Origin of the sequence: Pseudomonas sp. PS01297, from assembly GCF_029959305.1 — a bacterium.
Taxonomy (GTDB): Bacteria; Pseudomonadota; Gammaproteobacteria; order Pseudomonadales; family Pseudomonadaceae; genus Aquipseudomonas; species Aquipseudomonas helleri.
Genome location: NZ_JASCPQ010000078.1, coordinates 1 through 20803, shown reverse-complemented (window position 1 = coordinate 20803; position 20803 = coordinate 1). Strand labels below are relative to the sequence as shown.

17 protein-coding genes are annotated in these 20803 nt (G+C 60.2%); 13 read left to right on the top strand and 4 right to left on the bottom strand.

What is annotated here, in order from left to right; all coding sequences use genetic code 11:
• The first annotated feature begins 67 nt into the window (after positions 1-67).
• Genes QMX84_RS19995 through QMX84_RS19975 form a run of 5 tightly spaced genes read left to right on the top strand, consistent with a single transcriptional unit; the run spans position 68 to position 5668 of the window.
• Positions 68-844 (top strand): rRNA adenine N-6-methyltransferase family protein, encoded by a 777-nt coding sequence (locus QMX84_RS19995; RefSeq protein ID WP_262125064.1) that lies wholly within the window; start codon positions 68-70, stop codon positions 842-844.
• A gap of 33 nt (positions 845-877) precedes the next feature.
• Positions 878-3019 carry a TonB-dependent receptor gene (locus tag QMX84_RS19990; protein ID WP_282364613.1) on the top strand — a complete coding sequence of 714 codons (2142 nt, stop codon included), beginning with the start codon at positions 878-880 and terminating at the stop codon, positions 3017-3019.
• 5 nt (positions 3020-3024) lie between these two features.
• On the top strand, positions 3025-3924 hold the full coding sequence (locus QMX84_RS19985) for an ABC transporter substrate-binding protein (RefSeq protein WP_282364612.1): 900 nt from the start codon (positions 3025-3027) through the stop codon (positions 3922-3924).
• The gene (locus QMX84_RS19980) at positions 3921-4916 is read left to right on the top strand and encodes an iron ABC transporter permease (RefSeq protein ID WP_262125067.1); all 996 of its coding nucleotides are present in this window, start codon (positions 3921-3923) and stop codon (positions 4914-4916) included. The genes QMX84_RS19985 and QMX84_RS19980 overlap by 4 nt, the downstream gene beginning before the upstream one ends.
• Positions 4913-5668: an ABC transporter ATP-binding protein gene (locus QMX84_RS19975; protein ID WP_282364611.1), complete on the top strand. Its 756-nt coding sequence runs from the start codon at positions 4913-4915 to the stop codon at positions 5666-5668. The genes QMX84_RS19980 and QMX84_RS19975 overlap by 4 nt, the downstream gene beginning before the upstream one ends.
• Before the next feature lie 87 nt (positions 5669-5755).
• On the opposite strand, the gene QMX84_RS19970 is transcribed toward QMX84_RS19975, so the two are convergent.
• Positions 5756-6631: a LysR family transcriptional regulator gene (locus QMX84_RS19970; RefSeq protein ID WP_282364610.1), complete on the bottom strand. Its 876-nt coding sequence runs from the start codon at positions 6629-6631 to the stop codon at positions 5756-5758.
• Positions 6632-6806: 175 nt separating this feature from the next.
• Between QMX84_RS19970 and QMX84_RS19965 the strand changes: the two genes are divergently transcribed.
• The 5 genes from QMX84_RS19965 to QMX84_RS19945 all read left to right on the top strand — a co-directional run bounded on the left by QMX84_RS19965 (position 6807) and on the right by QMX84_RS19945 (position 12045).
• Positions 6807-7580, top strand: a complete 774-nt coding sequence (locus tag QMX84_RS19965; RefSeq protein WP_262125071.1) for an SDR family NAD(P)-dependent oxidoreductase — start codon at positions 6807-6809, stop codon at positions 7578-7580.
• Between the two features lie 36 nt (positions 7581-7616).
• Positions 7617-8915 carry an MFS transporter gene (locus QMX84_RS19960; RefSeq protein ID WP_262125073.1) on the top strand — a complete coding sequence of 433 codons (1299 nt, stop codon included), beginning with the start codon at positions 7617-7619 and terminating at the stop codon, positions 8913-8915.
• A 112-nt stretch (positions 8916-9027) separates the two neighbouring features.
• Complete coding sequence (locus tag QMX84_RS19955; RefSeq protein ID WP_282364609.1) at positions 9028-10191, top strand: heparan-alpha-glucosaminide N-acetyltransferase domain-containing protein; 1164 nt, start codon at positions 9028-9030, stop codon at positions 10189-10191.
• Positions 10192-10267: 76 nt separating this feature from the next.
• The gene (locus tag QMX84_RS19950) at positions 10268-10705 is read left to right on the top strand and encodes a pseudoazurin (RefSeq protein WP_282364608.1); all 438 of its coding nucleotides are present in this window, start codon (positions 10268-10270) and stop codon (positions 10703-10705) included.
• Complete coding sequence (locus tag QMX84_RS19945) at positions 10702-12045, top strand: OprD family porin (protein WP_282364607.1); 1344 nt, start codon at positions 10702-10704, stop codon at positions 12043-12045. The genes QMX84_RS19950 and QMX84_RS19945 overlap by 4 nt, the downstream gene beginning before the upstream one ends.
• Positions 12046-12155: 110 nt before the next feature.
• On the opposite strand, the gene QMX84_RS19940 is transcribed toward QMX84_RS19945, so the two are convergent.
• Together QMX84_RS19940 and QMX84_RS19935 are read right to left on the bottom strand one after the other, a co-directional pair.
• Positions 12156-12632 carry a copper chaperone PCu(A)C gene (locus QMX84_RS19940; RefSeq protein WP_282364606.1) on the bottom strand — a complete coding sequence of 159 codons (477 nt, stop codon included), beginning with the start codon at positions 12630-12632 and terminating at the stop codon, positions 12156-12158.
• Positions 12633-12661: 29 nt separating this feature from the next.
• A complete protein-coding gene (locus QMX84_RS19935) occupies positions 12662-13267 on the bottom strand; it encodes an SCO family protein (protein ID WP_048372059.1) in 606 nt (201 codons plus the stop codon).
• 423 nt (positions 13268-13690) lie between these two features.
• Between QMX84_RS19935 and QMX84_RS19930 the strand changes: the two genes are divergently transcribed.
• The 3 genes from QMX84_RS19930 to QMX84_RS19920 all read left to right on the top strand — a co-directional run bounded on the left by QMX84_RS19930 (position 13691) and on the right by QMX84_RS19920 (position 19333).
• Entirely contained in the window at positions 13691-15883 is a 2193-nt protein-coding gene (locus QMX84_RS19930; protein ID WP_282364605.1) for a TonB-dependent siderophore receptor, read from the top strand.
• Between the two features lie 223 nt (positions 15884-16106).
• Positions 16107-17798: a lipid IV(A) 4-amino-4-deoxy-L-arabinosyltransferase gene (gene arnT / locus QMX84_RS19925; protein ID WP_282364604.1), complete on the top strand. Its 1692-nt coding sequence runs from the start codon at positions 16107-16109 to the stop codon at positions 17796-17798.
• Positions 17795-19333, top strand: coding sequence for a glycosyltransferase family 39 protein (locus tag QMX84_RS19920; RefSeq protein WP_282364603.1), 1539 nt, complete (start codon positions 17795-17797; stop codon positions 19331-19333). Before arnT ends, QMX84_RS19920 begins: the two co-directional genes overlap by 4 nt.
• Before the next feature lie 13 nt (positions 19334-19346).
• Here QMX84_RS19920 and pssA read toward each other — a convergent pair whose 3' ends face one another.
• The gene (pssA, locus tag QMX84_RS19915; protein ID WP_153332612.1) at positions 19347-20690 is read right to left on the bottom strand and encodes a CDP-diacylglycerol--serine O-phosphatidyltransferase; all 1344 of its coding nucleotides are present in this window, start codon (positions 20688-20690) and stop codon (positions 19347-19349) included.
• Between the last annotated feature and the right edge of the window lie 113 nt (positions 20691-20803).

Genomic DNA, 20803 nt, shown 5'->3' with positions numbered 1-20803 from the left:
CCCTGCCCGTCATTTTTCTGCGTGAGCTCCCTGAGTGCCCGTTTTGGTTCAACCCGACGGCGCCTCCATGACCCCTGCAACCCGACTGCCCGCTGCTACCCCTTTTGTCTGGCCCGACCGTGAGGCTGCGTTTTATGCCGAGCATCTGGCCGCCTCCAATTATGTGGAGCGCGTGGGCGGACGCTTGCTCGAGCTGCTCGGCCCGCAACAGCAATTGCTCGATATTGGCGCCGGCTCGGGGATTCTCGGTCGCCATTTGCTGATGCCTTGTGGGCAGTGGACGGTGGTTGAACCCAACGCCTTCATGCGTAGCAGCATTGAGCAACTGGCAGCCCAGGCACCGAGTGTTGAACTGAACCTGCACAACGGCCTTTGGCAGGACTTGCCGAGTTTGCCGATCACCCCGACCGCAACCGTGTTGTGCGCGAATATCCCGGTGGCAGACGGCCAGGCCCTGGCGTTTGTTCAGCAGGTTCGCCCGCTGGCCACGCGCACCCTGGTCTGGAACCTGCCCGCGCAGGAAGGCCCGCGCACGTATTGCCTGTCCGGCTTCTTGCCGCCGCAACTGCACCGCAGTGACATGACCCCCGGCTACCAACTGACGCTGGCCGAGCTGCCGGATCGCTGGCAACCCGACCAGATCCACTTCACCGACTGGGCCTTTAGCACGCTGTTTGCCTCACCGGATGCGGCCTTGATGCACTTTATGGAAAAACTCGGTGCCCTGGATGGTGCGGCGCAAGGGCTGCTTGAACGCCACCTGCAAGACCACCTGCAAAAAGTGCCTGGGGGTTGGCTTGCCAGTGCCCCGAAACGGGCGGCCAGCTTGATCTGGCACGCGTAAATAACTCCTATAAAAATGCCTTCGGACTTCTCCATGCTCAACCTGTGCAACGCCCCCCTGCGCCATTCGTTCAGCGCAGCCGTGCCGCTTTGGCTCGGTGTCAGCCTTGCGGCCTTTGCCGCAGAAAACCCCTCGGTCCTGCACATGGACTCAACCTTGGTCAGCGCACCGCGCGCCGGTGAGTCGCTCAAGGATGTCACCAGCACCGTGCAGGTGATCGACAGTGATCAGATTGAGCGCTCCTCGGCACGCAACCTCACCGATTTGCTGGCCGAGAACGCCGTGGGCTTTTTCAGTGAATGGACGCCGGGCCAGACCTCGATCAACATCCGTGGCGGCAACACTGATGGCCAAGGCCGCGATTACCGTAGCCAGGTCACGGTATTGGTCAACGGCCGCCGCGCAGGTACGGCGAATATTTCCAAGCTGTCCCCGGCGCAGGTAGCGCGCATTGAAGTGATTCGCGGCCCGGCCTCGGTCATTTACGGCAGCCAGGCGATTGGCGGGGTGATCAATATCATCACCCGCAATGGCCGCAACACCCAAGGCGGTGGCGCAACCTTGCAGGGCGGTTCGTGGGGGCTGGCACAGGGCAGCGTGTACCAAAGCGGCAATTCAGGCCCGCTGGATTACTACCTGGGCCTGGATAACGGTCGACGCAATGACTACCACAGCGCCGACGGCACCCAGAAAAACACCTCGTGGAAACGCCGCGGCGGCCTTTTGGCACTGGGGTACGAGCTGTCAGAAGACCAGCGCCTCGACCTGACCGTGCGCTCAGACGGCATCTATGACGCGGGTTTTCGCGGTTCGCAGTGGAACTACGGCAACTACGACAATCGCTACAACCAGTCGGTAGAGCTCGACTGGGTCGCCAAACCCACCGAGTGGCTGAACTGGTCTTCGCAGGCTTATGCCTTCCGAGACATTGACGATCTGCACTGGGGTTCGCCGGTGCTGGGCAATGGCAGCCCGGGGTTCAGCAAGGACCACATCGAGCGTCGTCTTGAGGCTTACGGTATCAAGCTGACGCCGCAGTTTTTACTGACGCCAAGCACTGATCTGTTGGTGGGCCTGGACCTGGAAAAGAGCAAGCTGCGCAACGATCGCTTCCGTATTGCCGTCAACGGTTCTACCAGCAGTCAGGTGGCGCCTTATGACATCAACTCCGATGACCTGAGCGCGGCGCTGTACGCCGAAGTCGTGCAGCGGATGATGGACGACCGCCTGACCCTGCGCGCGGGTGCGCGCTACAGCTATGGCCAGTCGAGCACGGTCAAGACCGACTACATGCCGCTGCTGGACGAGAAAACCCGAGACTTCGACAAAGTCACCTACAGCCTCGGCGCCGCCTACGAGGCCATGCCGGGGGTCAAGCTGCGGGCTGGCGTATCGACCGGGTTCCGTGCGCCGCTGGCAGGCGAGCTGGCAGCAGACTTCACTACCATCAGCGGCACGCAGACGCTGGGCAACGCCAACCTCAAGCCCGAAACCAGTCTGCAATTCGAAACCGGCGTAACCCTGACCAATGCCAACCAGTTCTTTGACCTGGCGTTGTTCCAGAACCGCATTCAGGACCGCATCACCACGCAGCCGGTGACCAAGAGCATCAGCCAGTACGTCAATGGCGACGGCGACGCGGTGATCCGGGGCCTTGAAGCGCAATGGCAATACGATCTGGCCAGCGCCCTGGCCCTCGGTGACGAGCGCATCCTGCGGTTCAACACCAATGCGGTGTGGAACTTCGACATGGACGACAAAGGCGCAGCGTCCACCTTGACCGGCCCGTACCGCGACAAGATCCAGCGCATGTATCAATACCAGGCCAGCCTGGCGCTGACCTATGGCCGCGAACGTGACTGGGATGTCGGGGTTAATGGCATTTTGCGCGGCCCGGTGTACTACCGCACCGAAGAAAAACTGCTCAACCCGGACACCAACTACGTGTACCGCAAGGCACCGTTCTGGGTCTTCAACCTGCGTGGCAATTACCACCTGAGCGAGCAATTGAGCCTGTTTGGCGGGGTCAATAACCTGTTCGATATCGAGCGCAGCACGTTGTTTATCGCCACTGGCAACGATTCCCCATTGGCCGACCCACGGGCCTCCAACGGCGGTTTGGGCAACAGTAATCCGGGGCGTGAGCTGTACCTCGGCGCGCATTACCGGTTCTAAGCCGTATGCGCTGGCTTGTGCTGCTGTGTCTGCTGGTAAGCCTTGTATCCAGGGCCAATGACGGCTTCCCCAGGACTGTGGTCGATGCCCTGGGTCGCGAGGTCACGCTGACGCACCCGCCCAAACGGATCGTCGCCATCTTCGCCAGTAACGTCGAGATGCTGGCGGCGATCGGCGCCGGGGATGCCATTGTTGGCGTCGAGGCGTTTACCCGTTACCCCGCCGACATTGCCGAACGGGCCAAAGTTGGCGGGCGTCTAGGGTTTTCTGTGGAGGCCATCGCCCGCCTGCAAGCTGATCTGGTGGTCATGACCCCGGCCCGGCAAGCGGCAACCCTGGTGGAGCCGCTGCAACGCATCGGCATACCGGCGCTAGTGCTCAACCACCGCGATCTGGAGGCCGTGCTGGCCAATATCCGCCTCCTGGGCCAGGCCACCGGCCATGAGTTGGGCGCCGAGCAACTGATTGAACGCCTGCAGGCGCGACTGGATGCCGTGCAAGCGCGCTTGGCCGGGCAGCCTGCAGTGCCGGTGTATCTGGAGACCGGCAGCAATGATCGCGGCCAGTACCTGACCTTGCGCGGGCACAATTACACCAGTGATATTTTGCGCTTGGCTGGCGGCACTAACCCGTTGGTTAACAGCCGCCTGAGCCAGGTGGGCGGCGAGTCGGTGTTTCAGGCCAACCCAACGCGCATTATCGTCGCGGGCAGCCCGCAACAGGCGGCCAGCCTGGCTCAACGGCCGGGATGGCAAAGCATTCCGGCCGTCGCAGCAGGCCGTGTCGACAACATCCCCAGCGCCTTGTTGTTAATACCCGGCCCGCGTGTGGTCGAAGGCGTCGAGCAGTTAGCCGCGCTGCTGCACCCTGAACTGTTCCCGCCCCTTGCCGAGACCTCGCCATGAGCGCCGCCAACAGACGCTATCGCCTGCTGTGCCTGACCCCCTTGCCAGCGATTTTTATCGGCCTGTGGCTTGGCGCCGAACTGGCGCACTGGAGTGACTGGTGGGCGCTGTGGCGAGGCGATGAAACCCCGTTTGCGCAACTGCTGATGACCTGGCGCCTGCCCAGGGTACTGGCGGCCTTTTGCGTGGGCGCTTGCCTGGGTTTGGCCGGGGTGATCTTTCAGGGGGTGTTCCGTAATCCGCTGGCCGAGCCGTACTTGCTGGGCAGCGCGCCCGGTGCGGCGGTCGGCGCAGCCATCGCGTTGTTGGTGCCCTTGCCCATGGCGATGTCGTTAAGTTTGCCGCTGCTGGCCTTCGCTGGTGCCTGGGGCGCGACGTTATTGGTGCTGCTGATCACTCGCCTGACCCGCATCAACGACACCAGCGGCTTGCTGCTGGCCGGGATTGCCGTGGCGGCGCTGCTCGGGGCTTTGCGCAGCCTGCTGTTGCTCGCTTTGTCCGATGAAACGGTGAATTTGCAGGTGGTGTTGAGCTGGACGCTGGGCGGGATTCACACCCCGGACTTCCCCGCACTGGGTTTGCTGGCCTTGCTGACCGGGCTGGCCTTGATTTGCGCACAGCGCCTGGCCCACGGCCTGGACCTGCTGGGCCTGGGCGATCATGTGGCCTACAGCATGGGCTTGCGCCCGCAGCGTTTTATCAATCTGTCGCTGTTATTGGCCGCAGCCATTACCGCATTGGCGGTGTCTTGGGGCGGGCTGGTGGGGTTTGTCGGGCTGGTGGCTCCCCATGCGGTGCGCTGGCTGATTGGTCCCACCCACAAACGCTTGATAGTCGCCAGCGCGCTCACTAGCGGCGCCTTGCTGGCGTTGCTCGACGGCTTGGCGCGCAGTGTCTTGCCGCCTGCCGAAATCCCCTTGGGGTTGCTGACCGCCTTGTTGGGGGCACCATTTTTTCTGCTGCTGTTAACCCGTGCGAGGCCCGCAGCATGAAGGTGAACCCGGTTTTACAGGCACACGGCTTGAGCGTGCACCACGCTGGCAAAGCCGTGCTGCACGATTTTGATCTCGACTTGATGCCCGGCGAACTGCTGGTCCTGGTGGGGCCCAATGGTTCGGGCAAAAGCAGCGCATTGCGGGCGCTGGCCGGCGTGCAGGCGCTGAGTGCCGGGCACGTGCAGTTGCAGCAGCGGGCGTTTCAGCACTGGCCCGCGCCACAGCGTGCGCAAACGTTGGCGTATCTGCCGCAAGACTTTCGCAGCCAGTGGGATTTGCAGGTCCAGGAACTGCTTGAGTTGGGTGCCCGGCGCAATGCCGCCCGTGTCGGGCAGCCGGTGTCGGCGCAATTGATTGAGTCGCTGGATATCGGCCACTTGCTGCAACGGCGACTGTCGCAGTTGTCGGGCGGCGAGCGTGCCAGGGCGGGCATAGGCTGGGCGCTGGCGGCGGATTCACCGATTTTGCTCGCCGATGAACCGACCGCGGCGCTGGACATAACCCATCAGCTCAACCTGCTGAGCTACCTGCGCAGCCGCTTGGCGCACTGCGCGCAATTGCTGGTGCTGCACGATCTGGGTTTAGCCATGCGCTTTGCCGACCGTATTGCGGTGTTGGCCGACGGGCGTTTATTGGGGCATGGCAGCCCGCAGAAGGTGCGGGAAGCGGGCTGGCTGGAGCAGGCCTTCGGCCTGGAGCTCGCCTGGCATGACAGCGCTCATGGGTTGTACCCGATTCCGCTGGGGTGAGCCTTCCTATGCGGCAGTTCAATCTGTAGGAGCGAGCTTGCCTCGCGATCTTTTAAAAGATCAAAAGATCGCGAGACAAGCTCGCTCCTACAGCATGTCGTTGATCAAGTTGAACACGGTCTGTTTGACCGCGCTGTTCAGGTCTATCCAGGCCAGGCCGGTGCTGGCTTTGTAGCTGCCCAGTTCCAGGGGCCGGGAGAGCACGTTGGCGGGCAATGCGCGGCCTGCGTTGGCCGGCAGCAAGCCAATACCCAGCCCGGCTGAAACCAGCGCCAGCATGGTGGTGAATTCGCCCAGCTCGGAACCGATCTGCAATTGAACGCCCTGATTGCGCAGGGCTTGCATCAGTTCGTCGTAGAAACCCGGTGCGTAGCGTCTGGCGAGGATAAACACCGGGACGTTGGCCAGCGCTGTCACGGGGACGCTGGCACAGGCTGCCAGCGGATGATCGCTCGGCAACGCGACCACGAAGGACTCTTGCAATACCACGCGGGTATGAATGCCAGGGATCACCGCCGGTAAACGCATCAGCCCGAAATCCAGCTGGCCATTGTGCAAGGCACTGGCCTGATCCGGGCCGGGCATGTCCTTGAGTTCCAGTTCGATCCGCGGGAAGCGCGCATGCAAGGTGCGGATCAGGGTCGGCAAGAGTTCCGGTAGCACCGATGAGACAAAACCAAAGCGCACCCGGCCAATCTCCCCTCGCCCGCTGGCTTTGGCGACGTCGCTGGCGTGGGCGGCTTGCTGCAGGGTGGCGCGCGCTTCGGGCAAGAAGATCGCGCCCACCTCGGTGAGCATCACCGAATGCCGATTGCGTTCAAACAGGCGCACGCCCAGCTCTTCTTCAAGCACCTTGATCTGCATGCTCAAGGCCGGTTGCACGATGGACAAACGGTGTGCGGCCCGCCCGAAATGCAGCTCTTCGGCCAGGGTAACAAAGGATCGCAGGTGCTTGATTTCCACTCTCAAACTCCAAACAGAAGGCACGCTGACACGCGGTTATCAGTATTTCTGATCACGAGATCATCAATGACGATTGGACGCACTGCAAGGCCTGGGGTGAACTGGCTAAAACAAGATCATCTCTGTCACCCATAAAGCCTGCATCGACAGAGATAACACACAGGTGGAATACAGCATGTCATTCAATTTCAGCAGCTTTCGACTGGATGGCCGTCGTGCCTTGATCACTGGCTCTGGCAAAGGCATCGGCCTTGAGCTGGCACGCGGTCTGGGGGCTGCGGGCGCTACGGTGGTCATCAATGATCGCAATATCGAAAAAGCCCGCGCTGTTTCCAGTCAATTACGCGATGAGGGGCTCAAGGCCGAGTTCGCGGTGTTTGATGTGACCCAACGCGAGCAACTGCTCGAAGCCATCAACGCCTTTGAAGCCGACACCGGAGCCATTGATATTTTGGTCAACAACGCGGGCATTCAGCGCCGTGCACCGCTGGAAACCTACGACGCCAACGACTGGCACGATCTGATGCGGGTCAATCTGGACGGTGTGTTCTATGTCTCGCAAGCGGTTGCGCGGCACATGATTGGCCGTGGGCGCGGCAAGATCATCAATATCTGCTCGGTACAGAGCGAGCTGGCACGCCCGACCATTGCGCCTTACGCCGCCTCCAAGGGCGCAGTGAAAATGCTCACCAAGGGCATGTGCGCCGAATGGGCACGCCACGGTATTCAGGCCAATGGCCTGGCGCCGGGCTACTTTGCCACCGAGATGAACCGCGCGCTGGTGGACAACCAGGAGTTCTCAGAATGGCTGTGCAAACGCACCCCCGCCGGGCGTTGGGGCCGCGTCGAAGAACTGTGCGGCGCTGCCGTGTTCCTGGCCTCCCCGGCTTCGGATTTCGTTAACGGTCAAACGCTGTTTGTCGATGGAGGCCTGACCAGCGTCGTTTAAACCTGCATCTAAAAAAACAATAACAGGGGGAACCCCATGAGCACTCTCAAAGAACCCGCACTGCCGCTGACAGGTACTCGTGAGCAAACGGTCAAGGCCAAGGGCTTTGCGCCCAAACGCTGGCTGTACCTGATCCCGATCATTTTCATCACTTACAGCCTCGCCTATCTGGACCGGGCTAACTACGGTTTTGCCAGTGCTGCCGGGATCGAGCATGACCTGGGCATTACCAAAGGCATGTCCTCGCTGATCGGCGCGCTGTTTTTTCTCGGGTACTTTTTCTTCCAGGTGCCGGGGGCGATTTACGCGCAGAAATACAGCGTGCGCAAACTGGTGTTCTGGAGCCTGATTCTGTGGGGCTTTTGCGCCATGGCCACGGGGCTGGTGACCAACATCCCGATGCTGATGTTCATTCGGGTGTCGCTGGGCATCGTCGAAGCGGCCGTGATGCCCGCCATGCTGATTTTTATCAGCAACTGGTTCACCCGCAAGGAGCGCTCACGGGCCAACACCTTTCTGGTGCTGGGCAACCCGGTCACGGTGCTGTGGATGTCGGTGGTGTCGGGCTACCTGATTCAGGCCTGGGGCTGGCGCGAAATGTTTGTCATTGAAGGTGCCCCGGCCGTGCTCTGGGCCTTTGTCTGGTGGCGCATGGCGCGTGACAAGCCCGAGCAGGTCAACTGGCTGACGCAACAGGAAAAAGCCCAGCTGGCCGCCACCCTGGCCGACGAACAAAAAGGCATGCCGCAAGTACGCAATTACCGCCAGGCCTTCACCAGCCCGGTGGTGATTCAGTTGTGCTGTGTTCATGCGCTGTGGAGCATCGGCGTTTACGGTTTCATCATGTGGCTTCCGAGCATCATCAAGCAGGCAGCCGCAGCTGACATCGTCACCGTCGGCTGGCTGAGCGCGGTGCCCTACGTGGCCGCTGTCGCCGCCATGTTGGCGGTGTCCTGGGCCTCGGACAAATCCCAGCAACGCAAACACTTCGTCTGGCCGTTGCTGGCACTCGGTGCGCTGGCGTTCCTCGGTTCTTATCTGCTGGGTTCTGAGCATTTCTGGCTGTCGTTCGCGCTGTTGACGATGGCCGGTGCCGCGCTGTACGCACCTTACGGGCCCTTTTTTGCGCTGATCCCGGAGATCCTTCCGGCCAACGTCTTCGGCGGTGCCATTGGCCTGATCAATGCGTGCGGCGCTTTGGGCGCTTTTGTTGGCTCATGGATCGTCGGCTACCTGATTGGCCTGACCGGCAACCCCGGTGCGGCTTACATCTTCATGTTCGCCGGGGTGCTGTCGTCAGCGATCTTGATGGCGTGGGTCAAAGTGCGTCGCTGATCGCCTGCACGCGCAGTTTTAATTGCGAACAGTTCTCACACGGGTGACAGGCACGGATCGAATGTTATAAGGTAACGCAACTTATGCCATTCACCTGCCTGTGATCTCTTCAATGCCAAACGCAATTCAAGCCCCGCCTTCAGGCCAACGCCTGCTCTCCATCGACGCCCTTCGGGGCCTGGTGATCATCTTCATGCTGCTGGACCACGTGCGCGAAACGTTCTTTTTGCACCGCCAGGTGGCCGACCCGATGAACATTGATGTCACGGATCCCGCCTTGTTTTTTAGCCGGACCCTGGCCCACTTGTGCGCCCCGGTTTTTGTCTTGCTGACCGGTTTGTCGGCGTTTCTGTACGGTGAAAAATATCAGGGCACCCGCGACGTCTCGGCTTTTCTGTTCAAGCGCGGGCTGTTTCTGGTGGTCCTGGAATTCACCCTGGTGAACTTCGCCTGGACCTTCCAGTTCCCGCCAAGCGTGATTTACATGCAGGTCATTTGGGCCATCGGCGTGAGCATGATTGCCCTGGCCGCGCTGGTCTGGTTGCCGCGCCCGCTGCTTCTGCTGCTCGCCGTGGTGATCATTGCCGGGCATAACCTGCTCGACAACGTGCACTTTGCCGCTGGTTCTGCGATGCATGTGCCTTGGGCGATTTTGCATGATCGCGGCTGGATCGAGTTTTCGGACAACCTGCGTTTGCGCACATCGTATCCGGTGCTCCCGTGGATCGGGGTCATCGCGCTGGGCTACTGCCTGGGACCGTGGTTTGCACGTTCTGCTTCGGCAGCCTTGCGTCAGCGTTTTCTGCTGCTTGCGGGCACCGGCGCGCTGCTCGGCTTTGTCGCCCTGCGTTTGCTCAATGGTTATGGCGAAGCGCAATGGGTGGGCTACAGCAACGTAACGCAAACCCTGATGAGCTTTTTCAACATCACCAAATACCCGCCTTCGCTGCTGTTTCTCACCTTGACCCTGGGCATCGGCCTGCTGCTGTTGCTCGGCTTTGAACGCGCCGGCCAGCAACGCTGGATCCGCACCCTGGCGGTGTTTGGCGCCGCGCCGATGTTCTTCTACCTGCTGCACCTGTACGTGCTCAAAGTGCTGTACCTGGTCTGCGTGGGCCTGTTTGGTTTGAATCAGGGCGATTACTTCGGTTTCGACGGCATCGGCGCCGTGTGGCTGACGGCTATTTTGCTGGCCGCGGGGTTGTACCTGCCGGTGCGCTGGTTTGCCGGGCTCAAGGCCCGTCGCCGAGATGTTTCATGGCTGAAATACTTCTAATGCGGACAGCGCGGCGTGTTGCTCTAACATGCCGCGCATCCCGCGTTTGGGACCCAGACTCTATGGATAACCAGATATGCGTATTTCATCCCTGACCGTGCTGTTGACCACTTCCCTGCTTGCCCCTGCTGCCATGGCTGAGACCCATGAAGTCAAAATGCTCACTCGCAGCCCGACCGCTGGCATGGTCTACGACCCGGATTACCTGCAGATTGCGCCCGGTGATACGGTCAAGTTCGTGGCGGCGCAAAGCGGCCATAACGCAGCGACCTTGCCGGCCATTTGGCCAGAAGGCGTTCCGACTTTTGTGGGCAAGATTGATCAGGAAATCGAACAGACCTTCAAGGTGCCAGGCCTCTATGGCATTCAGTGCACGCCGCATCTGGCCATGGGCATGGTGATGCTGATTCAAGTGGGCGAACCACCGGCCGAGGCGCCAGCCCTGCCCGCTTCACTGCCCAAGCGCGCGCTCGACCGCATGAATGCCGCCCTCGCCCGACAGGCTGCGCCATGACCGCCATACGTACCCGCTCAGCCATTCTGCTGGCCCTCGCCAGCCCCGCAAGCATGGCCGATTCGGCCCAGTCTCAGGCTAATGGCTTTATTGAAGACAGCACTTGGGCGGTGCTTAATCGCAGTGTCTACGACCGCCGCGACTACCAGCACGGCAGCAGCAACAGCAGCGCACGCAATGCCTACAAAACCAGGTCTGAACGCAACGATTACGCCGAGGAATGGGCGTACGGCCTGATGGGCACGTTGCAGTCAGGTTTCACCCAGGGGCTGATCGGTGTCGGCGTCGATGCCCACGCCTACCTCGGGGTCAAACTGGACAGTGGCGGTGGTCGTGCGGGCAAGGCCCGATTGCTGGGGCTGGATAACGAGGGCTACCCCAAGGACGACTACGCCCGGGGCGGCGCCGCGATCAAGCTGCGCATGTCGAACACTGTGCTGTCGTACGGAGAGCAGCGGGTCAAGACCCCGGTATTCAGCTCATCCGACAGCCGCCTGCTGCCCGAGACCGCCACCGGGCTGTTTGTCACCAGCAACGAGTTCAATGCCCTGAAAATGGTCGGTGGGCACTTCACCGGCAGTACCGATCGCAACGCCAGCAGCCATAACCAGGAGTTTGTAGTGAACTACTCCAACGGCCGCAAAGGCGACGCGTTCGACCTTGCGGGCGTGATCTATACCCCCAGCAAACAGCTGAGCACCAGCCTTTATACGTCTCGCTATGAAAACACCTGGAACCAGCAGTACGTGGGCGCCCTGTTCAACCAGCCGCTTGATGAAAAGCGCTCGCTGGCATTCAACTTCAACCTCTATCGCACCACCGATGAAGGCAAGGCGCTGTCGGGCACCATCGACAACACCACCTGGAGCTTGATGAGTACCTATGCCCAAGGCCCGCACAGTTTCAGCCTGGGGTATCAAAAGGTGCATGGCGACACGCCGTTCGACTACGTGACCCGTGGCGCGATCTTTATCAGCAACGCCGTGCAATTGTCTGACTTCAATGCGCCTAACGAGCAATCGTGGCAAGCCCGCTACGATCTGGACATGTCGCCCTGGAACCTGCCGGGGTTAATGCTCAGTGCCGCCTATGTGCGCGGCAGCCAGATCAACGGCACGCAGGTTGATCCTAAAGGCGGCTATGCCTATTTGGGGTATGGCAAAGGCGGCAAACACTGGGAACGTGATCTGGAAGCGCGCTATGTGGTGCAAAGTGGCGCGGCCAAAGGCACCACCCTGTCACTGCGCTATAACGTGCATCGCGGCAATGCGGCGCAGGCAGAACTGGACGCTGACCAGCTGCGGGTCGCGGTGGAATACCCGCTGACGGGGAGGTTTTAAAACGGTAACGGATGGCATGACGCGTGTGTAGGAGCTGCCGAAGGCTGCGATCTTTTGGGCTTAAACATCGCAGCCTTCGTGCCTCGGCAGCTCCTACAGGCTGCGGGGGATTAGTGCGCGGTGCCGTGGTCGTGCATGTCCATTTCCATGTGCATCGTGTTCAGCGCACGTGCCTGGGCTTTGACTTCGATCGACTCTTTGGTGCCTTTGGCATCTTCGACAATCAAGGTCAGTGGCACATGATCACCGTCTTTGATCTGACCTGTCAGGTCCATCAGCATCACGTGATAACCCTCGGGCTCGATGTTGACGGTCTTGCCGGCTGGCAATGCCACGAAAGGAACGGCCTGCATGCTCATGACGTCGTTTTTCATGGTCGACTCATGAATCTCAACGGTCTTGGCCACCGCAGATTTGACCTCAACCAGCTTGCTGTCGCTGCTCGCGGTGATGTGCATAAAGGCACCGGAAGAAGGCTGGCCAGGAACAGTCGCACGCACCCAGGCATCATCGACAACGGTCTGCGCAGAAACGTTAAGGCTCAAGCCGAGCAACGACAGCAACATCAAGCGATTTACAGTTTTCATAAGACGGGCTCTTTCAAAGGAAGCGGAGATCAGCAGACGGACATCACCGTCAGCAGGTCTTCGGTGCACTGCTTGGCCGTCAGTGAAGGCGACAAGCCCAAACGCAGTACGCCACGCGTATCAAACACGAAGCTGGTGGCCGTGTGCGACAGGGTGTACGAGGATCCGGTCGGGATCTTTTCGTAGAACACCTTGAACTCTTTGGCCGTGGCAGCGGTTTCTTCGAGGGTGCCAGACAACGCAATAAAGCTTGGGTCGAAGGCTTTGACATAGGCATCGAGCATTGCCGGCTTGTCGCGCTCCGGGTCCAGGGTGATGAACACCACCTGCAGACGATCGCCGTCCGGGCCCATCATTTTCTTGATTTGTGCAGCGCGGGCCAATGCGGTCGGACACACGGCCGGGCATTGGGTAAAACCAAAGAAAATCATCGGCATCATTCCGCGAAAGCTGCCGAGCATCATCTCGTTGCCTTCAGCGTCGCGCAGCTTGAACTTGCGCCCCAGAATCTCGTTGCTGAGGTCTTTGCCGTATTTGTACGACAAACCGCTGCCGGGGTCACAACCGGCCAGCAAGCCGAGACTGAGCAAGCCAAGACCGGCAACGACATGGCGGCGAGTCAGTAATGCATTCATGTCAGGTTCCTTTAAGCGGTCTGGCCCGTAAGCCTGACCTTTGCCCTGCGCAGTCAGCACAGGTGTGCGCATGACTCGACCAATGGACCCGCCATTAGCAGCAGCGCACGATTGCTGTGGGGTAAACGCGTTTCATGGGCGCTGAATCTACCACTGTCACGCCCCTGTCGCACGACAGGCACGCCCCGTTGTGGTGCGCATATACGCCCAACGCCAGCAAATCCGGGCAACGTGGAGGCGGTGCGACAAATCGACTCAGGCAGGCAGCCCACCCCCTGATTGTCATAAGCGCCGCAGTGGCGATCAGGTTAATTCCTGTACAGGTGCGTGAAGTTTTGCTTTTTGATGCAAGAGAGAATCTATATCATTTGCCTTTAAGTTTGCACGGATGCCGACACCTCTCTCAATCTGCGCGGAATTCTGATGCCGACCACCCTCGCCCCGTTTCGTTTGACTTCACTGGCTGCCACCTTGCTTGGCCTGCTGGGTACCTCACTGTGCAGCGTGGCTGCTGCCGATCAGGCTTCGGCCTCTGTACTGACCCTGGACAGCACGGCCATTTCAGCCGATGAATTACCCAAAAATGCCCTGCCGACCGTATTCAGCGGCGGCCAGGTTGCTCGGGGTGGTGAGTTGGGCGTGCTGGGCAATCAGGACATGATGGATGTGCCGTTCACAATGTCGAGTTACACCTCGCAACTGATCGAAGACCAGCAAGCAGAAAACATCGGCGACGTGCTGCTAAACGATTCATCAGTACGCCAGTCCTTTGGCTACGGCAACGCGGCGCAGATTTTTGTGATTCGGGGCCTGCCTCTGAACAGTGACGATATTTCTTACAACGGCTTGTACGGCGTATTACCGCGCCAAGTCATCAGCACCGACAGCCTTGAGCGGGTTGAAGTGTTCAAGGGCCCCAATGCCTTTATTAATGGCGTGACTCCGACCGGTTCTGGCGTCGGCGGTGGCATCAACTTGCAACCCAAGCGCGCGCAAGACACCCCGACCCGGCGCTTCAGCACGGATATTTCCAGCAGCGGTCGCGTGGGTGAACACCTCGATCTGGGCCAGCGCTTTGGCGACAACAATGAGTTTGGCGTACGCATGAACATCGCCCAGCGCGAAGGCGATACCGCCATCGACGATGAAAACCAGCGCACCAAGCTGTTCGCCCTGGGGCTGGATTACCGGGGTGATCGCTTGCGCTTGTCGACCGATTTTGGCTATCAAAAGCAGCGCATCAATGGCAATCGCAACACGGTGTATATCCCCGCCACATTGACCGGTATCCCCCGCGCCCCAGATGCCGACACCAATTACAGCCAGAAGTGGACCTTCACCGAGCTGGAAGACACCTACGGCATGGCCCGTGGCGAATATGACCTCAACGACCAGTGGACCCTGTATGCCGCCGCCGGGGCCAAGCACACCCGCGAAGTGGGCAACTACTCCACCCCGACCCTGCGCAGTACCGCAGGCGCAACCACCGCTTCAAGCATGTTTGTCGTCCATGATGAAGACAACCGCAGCGCCATGGCCGGCCTGCGCGGCACGTTGCAAACCGGCCCGGTGAGCCATCAAATCAACCTGGGGGTGACGGGTATCTGGACCGAGCAACGCTCGGCATATGAGTTGAGTGGCAGTTTCGCCAACGACTTGTACCACCCGATCGACGTGGCCAAGCCGACGGTTTACCCGTACGTGGGCGGCGATATCAACGACCCGGGCATCGTCGGCAAGACCATCAACCGCAGCATGGCGATTTCCGACACCCTGGGCTTTATGGACGACCGTATTCTGGTCACCTACGGCCTGCGTCGGCAAAATCTGAAAGTCGACGGCTGGAACTACGCGGGTGCGCGCACGGCCACCTATGACGAGTCCATCACCACGCCGGTCTACGGCATCGTGCTCAAACCATGGGAACACGTGTCGCTGTACGCCAACAGCATCGAAGGTCTGGCCAAGGGCCCGACTGCTCCGGCAACCGCAGGCGGTGCTGAAGTGACAAACCGCGGGCAGGCCTTTGCCCCTGCACGCTCCAAGCAGGTTGAAGCCGGGATCAAGTACGACAAAGGTACCTTTGGCGCGAGCTTTGGGGTGTATCGCATCGAGCAACCCAGCGATGGCTATGTCGACGCGCAAAACACCTACGTCCGCCAAGGCACCCAGCGTAATCGCGGGGTTGAGCTGAACATCTATGGCGAGCCGCTGGACGGCTTGCGTTTGCTGGCGGGTGCGACCGTGATGGACACTGAACTCAGTGGCACCAAAAACGGCGCCAACAATGGCAATCGAGCGATCGGCGTACCAAACTTCCAGTACAACCTGGGTGCCGACTGGGATGTACCGGGACTTGAGGGCGTCGCATTGAATGGGCGCATGCTGCGCACTGGCGGCCAATACGTCGATGCAGCCAACACCCTGAGCATCCCGGCCTGGAACCGCTTTGATCTGGGCGCACGTTACAGCTTCGAGGTTGAGCAGCGTGCCGTGACGCTGCGGGCCAACCTGGAAAACGTCGCCAACACCCGCTACTGGGCGTCGGCCAATGGCGGCTACCTGAGCCAGGGCGAACCGCGCGCACTGAAAGTCTCGGCCACGGTCGACTTTTAAACCCGCCCGACTCGTGTGGGAGCGGGCTTGCTCGCGATGCAGACAACTCGGTGTGCCTGACACACCTTGTCGATTCATTCGCGGGCAAGCCCGACTCCCACAGGTTTCGCAACGCCCGGCAAGCCTGCACTTTTTTCACATTGAGTTCACCTCCCCTCCACCCACAGCCCTCTAACGTGCCCGCCATAAATGACGTCCATTTAGGACTTTGCAGGTGGAAAGCATGACGGCTGTAGCCTCTCAACACACTCTGAGCAATCGCCTTGAGCGCTGGGCCATCCCCGGCCTGGTCGTGGCGTTTGTACTGTTTTATCTTGTGCCCTTGATTACCCACGGTTTGTGGATCCCGGACGAAACCCGGTATGCCCAAATCAGTCAGGGCATGCTGCAAAGCGGTAACTGGGTGACGCCGCATTTCATGGGGCTGCGTTATTTCGAGAAGCCGATTGCGGGCTATTGGCTGATTGCCATCGGCCAGGCCGTGTTCGGTGACAACCTGTTCGGGGTGCGAATAGCGTCGGCACTCACAACCGGGCTGAGTGTGTGGTTGGCCTGGCTGCTCGCCAGCCGGCTGTGGAATGACCCGCGCAAGTCGTTTGCCAGCGCGCTGCTATTGATGAGCTTTGGTCTGGTTGCCGGTGAAGCGGGCTACGCCAACCTCGACCCGCAGTTCGCTTTTTGGGTCAACCTGAGCCTGGTTGCCCTGTGGTTTGCCTTCACGGCTCAAAGCCAGCGCGCACGTCTGTGGACCTGGAGCGTGCTGGGCGTGGCCTGTGGCATGGGCTTCATGACCAAAGGGCTCCTCGCCTGGCTACTGCCGGTGTTGGTCGGCGTGCCCTTTGCCCTGTGGCAGCGGCGCATCAAGGACATGCTTTGCTATGGGCCGCTGGCGGTAGTGCTCGCAATCGCCGTGTGCTTGCCCTGGGCATTGATGATTCATCATCAGGAACCTGACTTCTGGCAGTTCTTCTTCTGGAATGAACACATCCGCCGCTTCAGCGCGAGCGATGCCCAGCACATTCAGCCCTGGTGGTTCTATCTGCCGCTCCTGTTAGCCGCCAGCCTGCCGTGGGCAACGCTACTGCCTGCGGCGCTGCTCGACGCCTGGCAGCAAAAACGCCAGCCGAGTATCGCCTTCCTGCTGCTGTGGTTGTTGCTGCCGCTGGCCATGTTCAGCTTGAGCAAGGGCAAACTGCCGACGTATATCCTGCCGTGCCTGCTGCCATTGGCCTTGCTGATGGGCCATGCGCTGATGTCCTGGATCGATCAGGGGCGCAGCACGGTGATACGCCTCAATGGCCTGTTGAACGCCCTGCTGGCCGTGGCCGGGCTCACGGGCTTGATCTACCTGCAAGTGACGCGCCCGGTTTACGCCAACACCGAGATGTTCAGCCTGTCGTTGGGGCTGATTGTGTTGATGGGCTGGCTGCTGGCCAATGCGCTGCAAGCCATGCGGCCATTGCAGTTGTGGGCCGCACCGGCTTTGGGCATGGGCCTGCTGGTTGCGTTGTTGCCTGCGGCGATGCCCGCCAGCGTGGTCAACAGCAAGATGCCCGATCAATTTATCGCTGAGCATGTTCAAGAGCTGAGCCAGACCCGCACCTTGTTGAGCAACGAGCTGGGCAGCGCCGCCGCACTCTCGTGGCGCCTGAACCGCCCCGACGTGACGCTGTACGACACCGAAGGCGAACTCAAATACGGCCTCGGTTATGCCGATTCAGCTACGCGTAAGGTTGATATGGCTAACATCGGCGAGTGGATGAAAGAAGCGCAAGCCCGTGGCCCGGTTGGCGTGGTGATGCGTGCTCGTTCGGCCCTTGAGGTTCAGGAAGTCGAATTACTGCCCTTGGGCGGCAAGCGCTATGAGCGTGGCGACCTGGCGATCTTTATCTTCCCTCAGGCCAACCCTGAATGACCGTTATCCAACGCTGGACCTCAGAACACCGGGCGCTGCTGCTGTTGCTGGGCGTGTCTGCCTTGATGCTTTTACTCGGCTTGGGTTCGCGCGAACTCTGGGGCCCGGAAACCCGCTGGGCCAACATTGCCCTGCAAATGCTGCAAAGCGGTGATTACCTTGACCCGTACCTCAAGGGTTCGGCCTATTACGACAAACCGCTGCCGTCCTACTGGCTGATCACCGCGACGGCCGGGGTGCTCGGTGACCTGAATCACTGGTCATTACGCCTGCCATCGGTCATCGCCGCCTGGTTGAGTGTGTGGCTGGTGTACCTGATCGGCAAACAACTGTTCAGCCAGACCGCAGGCCTGATCGCCGGCTGGATGCTGATCAGCACGTTTTACTTTGTGTTCTGGGGCCGCGTCGCCACGGCCGACATATTGACCGTGTGTGGCCTGCTCGCCGCCGTGTGGTGGTATTGGCGGGGCCCTGATGACACCCGGTTTAGCCGCTACTGCGTGTTCTTCTTGTTGCTGGCCGTGAGCTCATTGCTCAAAGGGCTGATCGGCTTTGTGTTACCGGGGCTGATCTTGCTGCCCCATGTACTGAGCGAGCAGCGCTGGAAGCGACATGTGAACGTGCGTTTGTGTGCGGCCCTGGCCATCGCGCTGGCGGTGTACCTCATACCCTTTGCCCTTTCGCACCTGTATGGCGCTGCCAGCTACGGGCAAAGCGGGTTGGGCCTGGTGCTGCGTGAAAACGTGGTGCGCTTCTTCCAGCCTTTCGACAACTTGGGGCCGATTTACACCTACCTGCTCTACTTGCCGGTCTACACCCTGCCCTGGGCGCCGGTCTGGATCATTGCTCTGTGGGTTGCGCTGCGCAACTGGCGGCATATAGAGCCAAATGCCCGCTGGCTGGTCTGGGGCCTGGCCCTGTTGTTTGTGTTCTTTACCGCCAGTGGCAGCCGCCGCAGCTATTACGTGCTGCCGCTGGTGCCCTTCGCGCAACTGCTCGGCGCCTGGTGGGTTGCCCGACGCCTGCAACAACGCAAAAAAACCTTGGGCCGAGGCTGGAAAGTAGCCTTCGGGCTGAGTTGCGGCTTGCTGCTGTTGGTACTGGGGGTGTTTTACCCGTGGTCCAACGGTGGCGGCGGCGTGATGCAATTTGGTCAGGACGTTAAAGCACAAGCCAGTGCCCAAGCGCCTTGGGACGACTGGCGCATGGTGATGATTGAAGTCGACAACAAACTGCCGCTGTATGTGCAGAACGACAATCAGCCGTTTTACTTTGTCAGCGAAGACCAGGACTACCCGCGTCAGGGTGACAGCGCCGCCCTGATGGCATGGCTGGATAAAACCAGTGGCCATCACTTTGATCCAGAACGCACCTTGATCTTCGCCCAGCACCGCAGCGGCGACCCGTTACCGCTGGGCTATTTGAGCGTGGATCATCAGGTGGTCAGCAGCCAGGTCGATAACGGTGACCGCCTGCTGCACCGCCGCGAGACTGAAAGCGTGGCGTATATTCCCGACGTTGGCGGGAGCTTGTAGCTGACCGCCGGATTCAAAGAATCCTGTACAACAGACGTTCGATTCGTACCCGGCTGACGCGACGCAGGAACTTGGCCACGGCGGGTGGGTAGTCCGTCAGGGTTTCGAGATCTTTGAAGTGATCGATGCGCTGGGTGTGGGCGAAGATCGCTTCCAGTTCCTTGCGCCGGGGTTCGAGTAATTCGCGACGCGGGTCGTCGATCAGCAGGCCGTTTTCCAGGTCCAGGCGGAACGCTCGCGGGTTAAGGTTGTTGCCGGTCAGCAAGGTGTAGCGATCATCGACCCACATACCCTTGAGGTGATAGGTGTTGTCGCCGTCACGCCATAGGTGCAGGTTGAGCAAGCCGCTGTCGATCTGGCGCTGATGGCTTTTGGCAAAACGACGCAGGCTCAGTTCGTACAGGTAGGGCAACGCTGCGATCACCCTGAACGGTTCACTCGGCGGGATATAGAAGTCGTTGGCGGTCTTGTCACCGACCACGATGTCGATCTTCACCCCACGCTCCAGTGCACGGTTGATCTCGCGGGTGACGGGCAATGGCAAGTTGAAATACGGCGTGCAAATGGTCAATTGCTGCTGGCTGCTGGCAATCAACTCGCACACCACCCGGTTCAGCGGGTTGTTTTTACCAACGCCCAGCAGCGGGCTGACGGACAGGCCAAAGTGCCCCACCGTGCCTTGTGTGGTGTCGTAACTGGCTTTTTTCAGGTGGCTGCGCAAGTTGCCAATGGCGCTGCGCAGGCTGCGCGTTGTCGGCAATGACGGCAGATCCAGACGGTGCACGGCCTTGGCTTCAATCAAGTCATGCTGAACAAAGTGCTGCATGGAATCTGCCAGCGCTTTGTTGTTCAGCACGTGATATCGGTCGTAGCGGTACTTGTCCAGCTTGTGCAAATACACGTTGTTCAGGCTGGCGCCGCTGTAGATCACGCAGTCATCAACAATAAACCCCTTGAGGTGCAACACCCCGAACAGCTCACGGGTTTGCACCGGCACGCCGTAAATCGGCACCTCGCTGTCGTGAGCCGCCGTTTGCGCCTGATACCAGGCCGCGTTGCCGGGCTGCTTGCCCGCGCCAATCAGCCCGCGCTGTGCCCGCAACCAGTCAACCACCACCGCAATTTCAAGTTCTGGACGTGCCGCTTTGGCAGCGTGCAAGGCGTCGAGAATTTCCTGGCCGGCTTCGTCCTGTTGCAGGTACAAGGCCACCAGCGTGATCCGATGACGAGCACCCGCGATATGCGCCAGCAGGCTGCGACGGAACTCGGCAGCGCTGGGCAAAATGCTGAACGCATCGGCAGACAATGGAAAACTGCGCAGTTTAGGCAACAAGGAACGTTTGAAGAGCGACGGCATAGGGCTCGCAAGGGTCGAATGCAAAAGACCGCACAGCTTACACGATTCTTGGCAATCGCATTAACTGTAGGAGCGCGGATTGCCCGCCGGATTTTTTTGTTTTAAAAAATAGC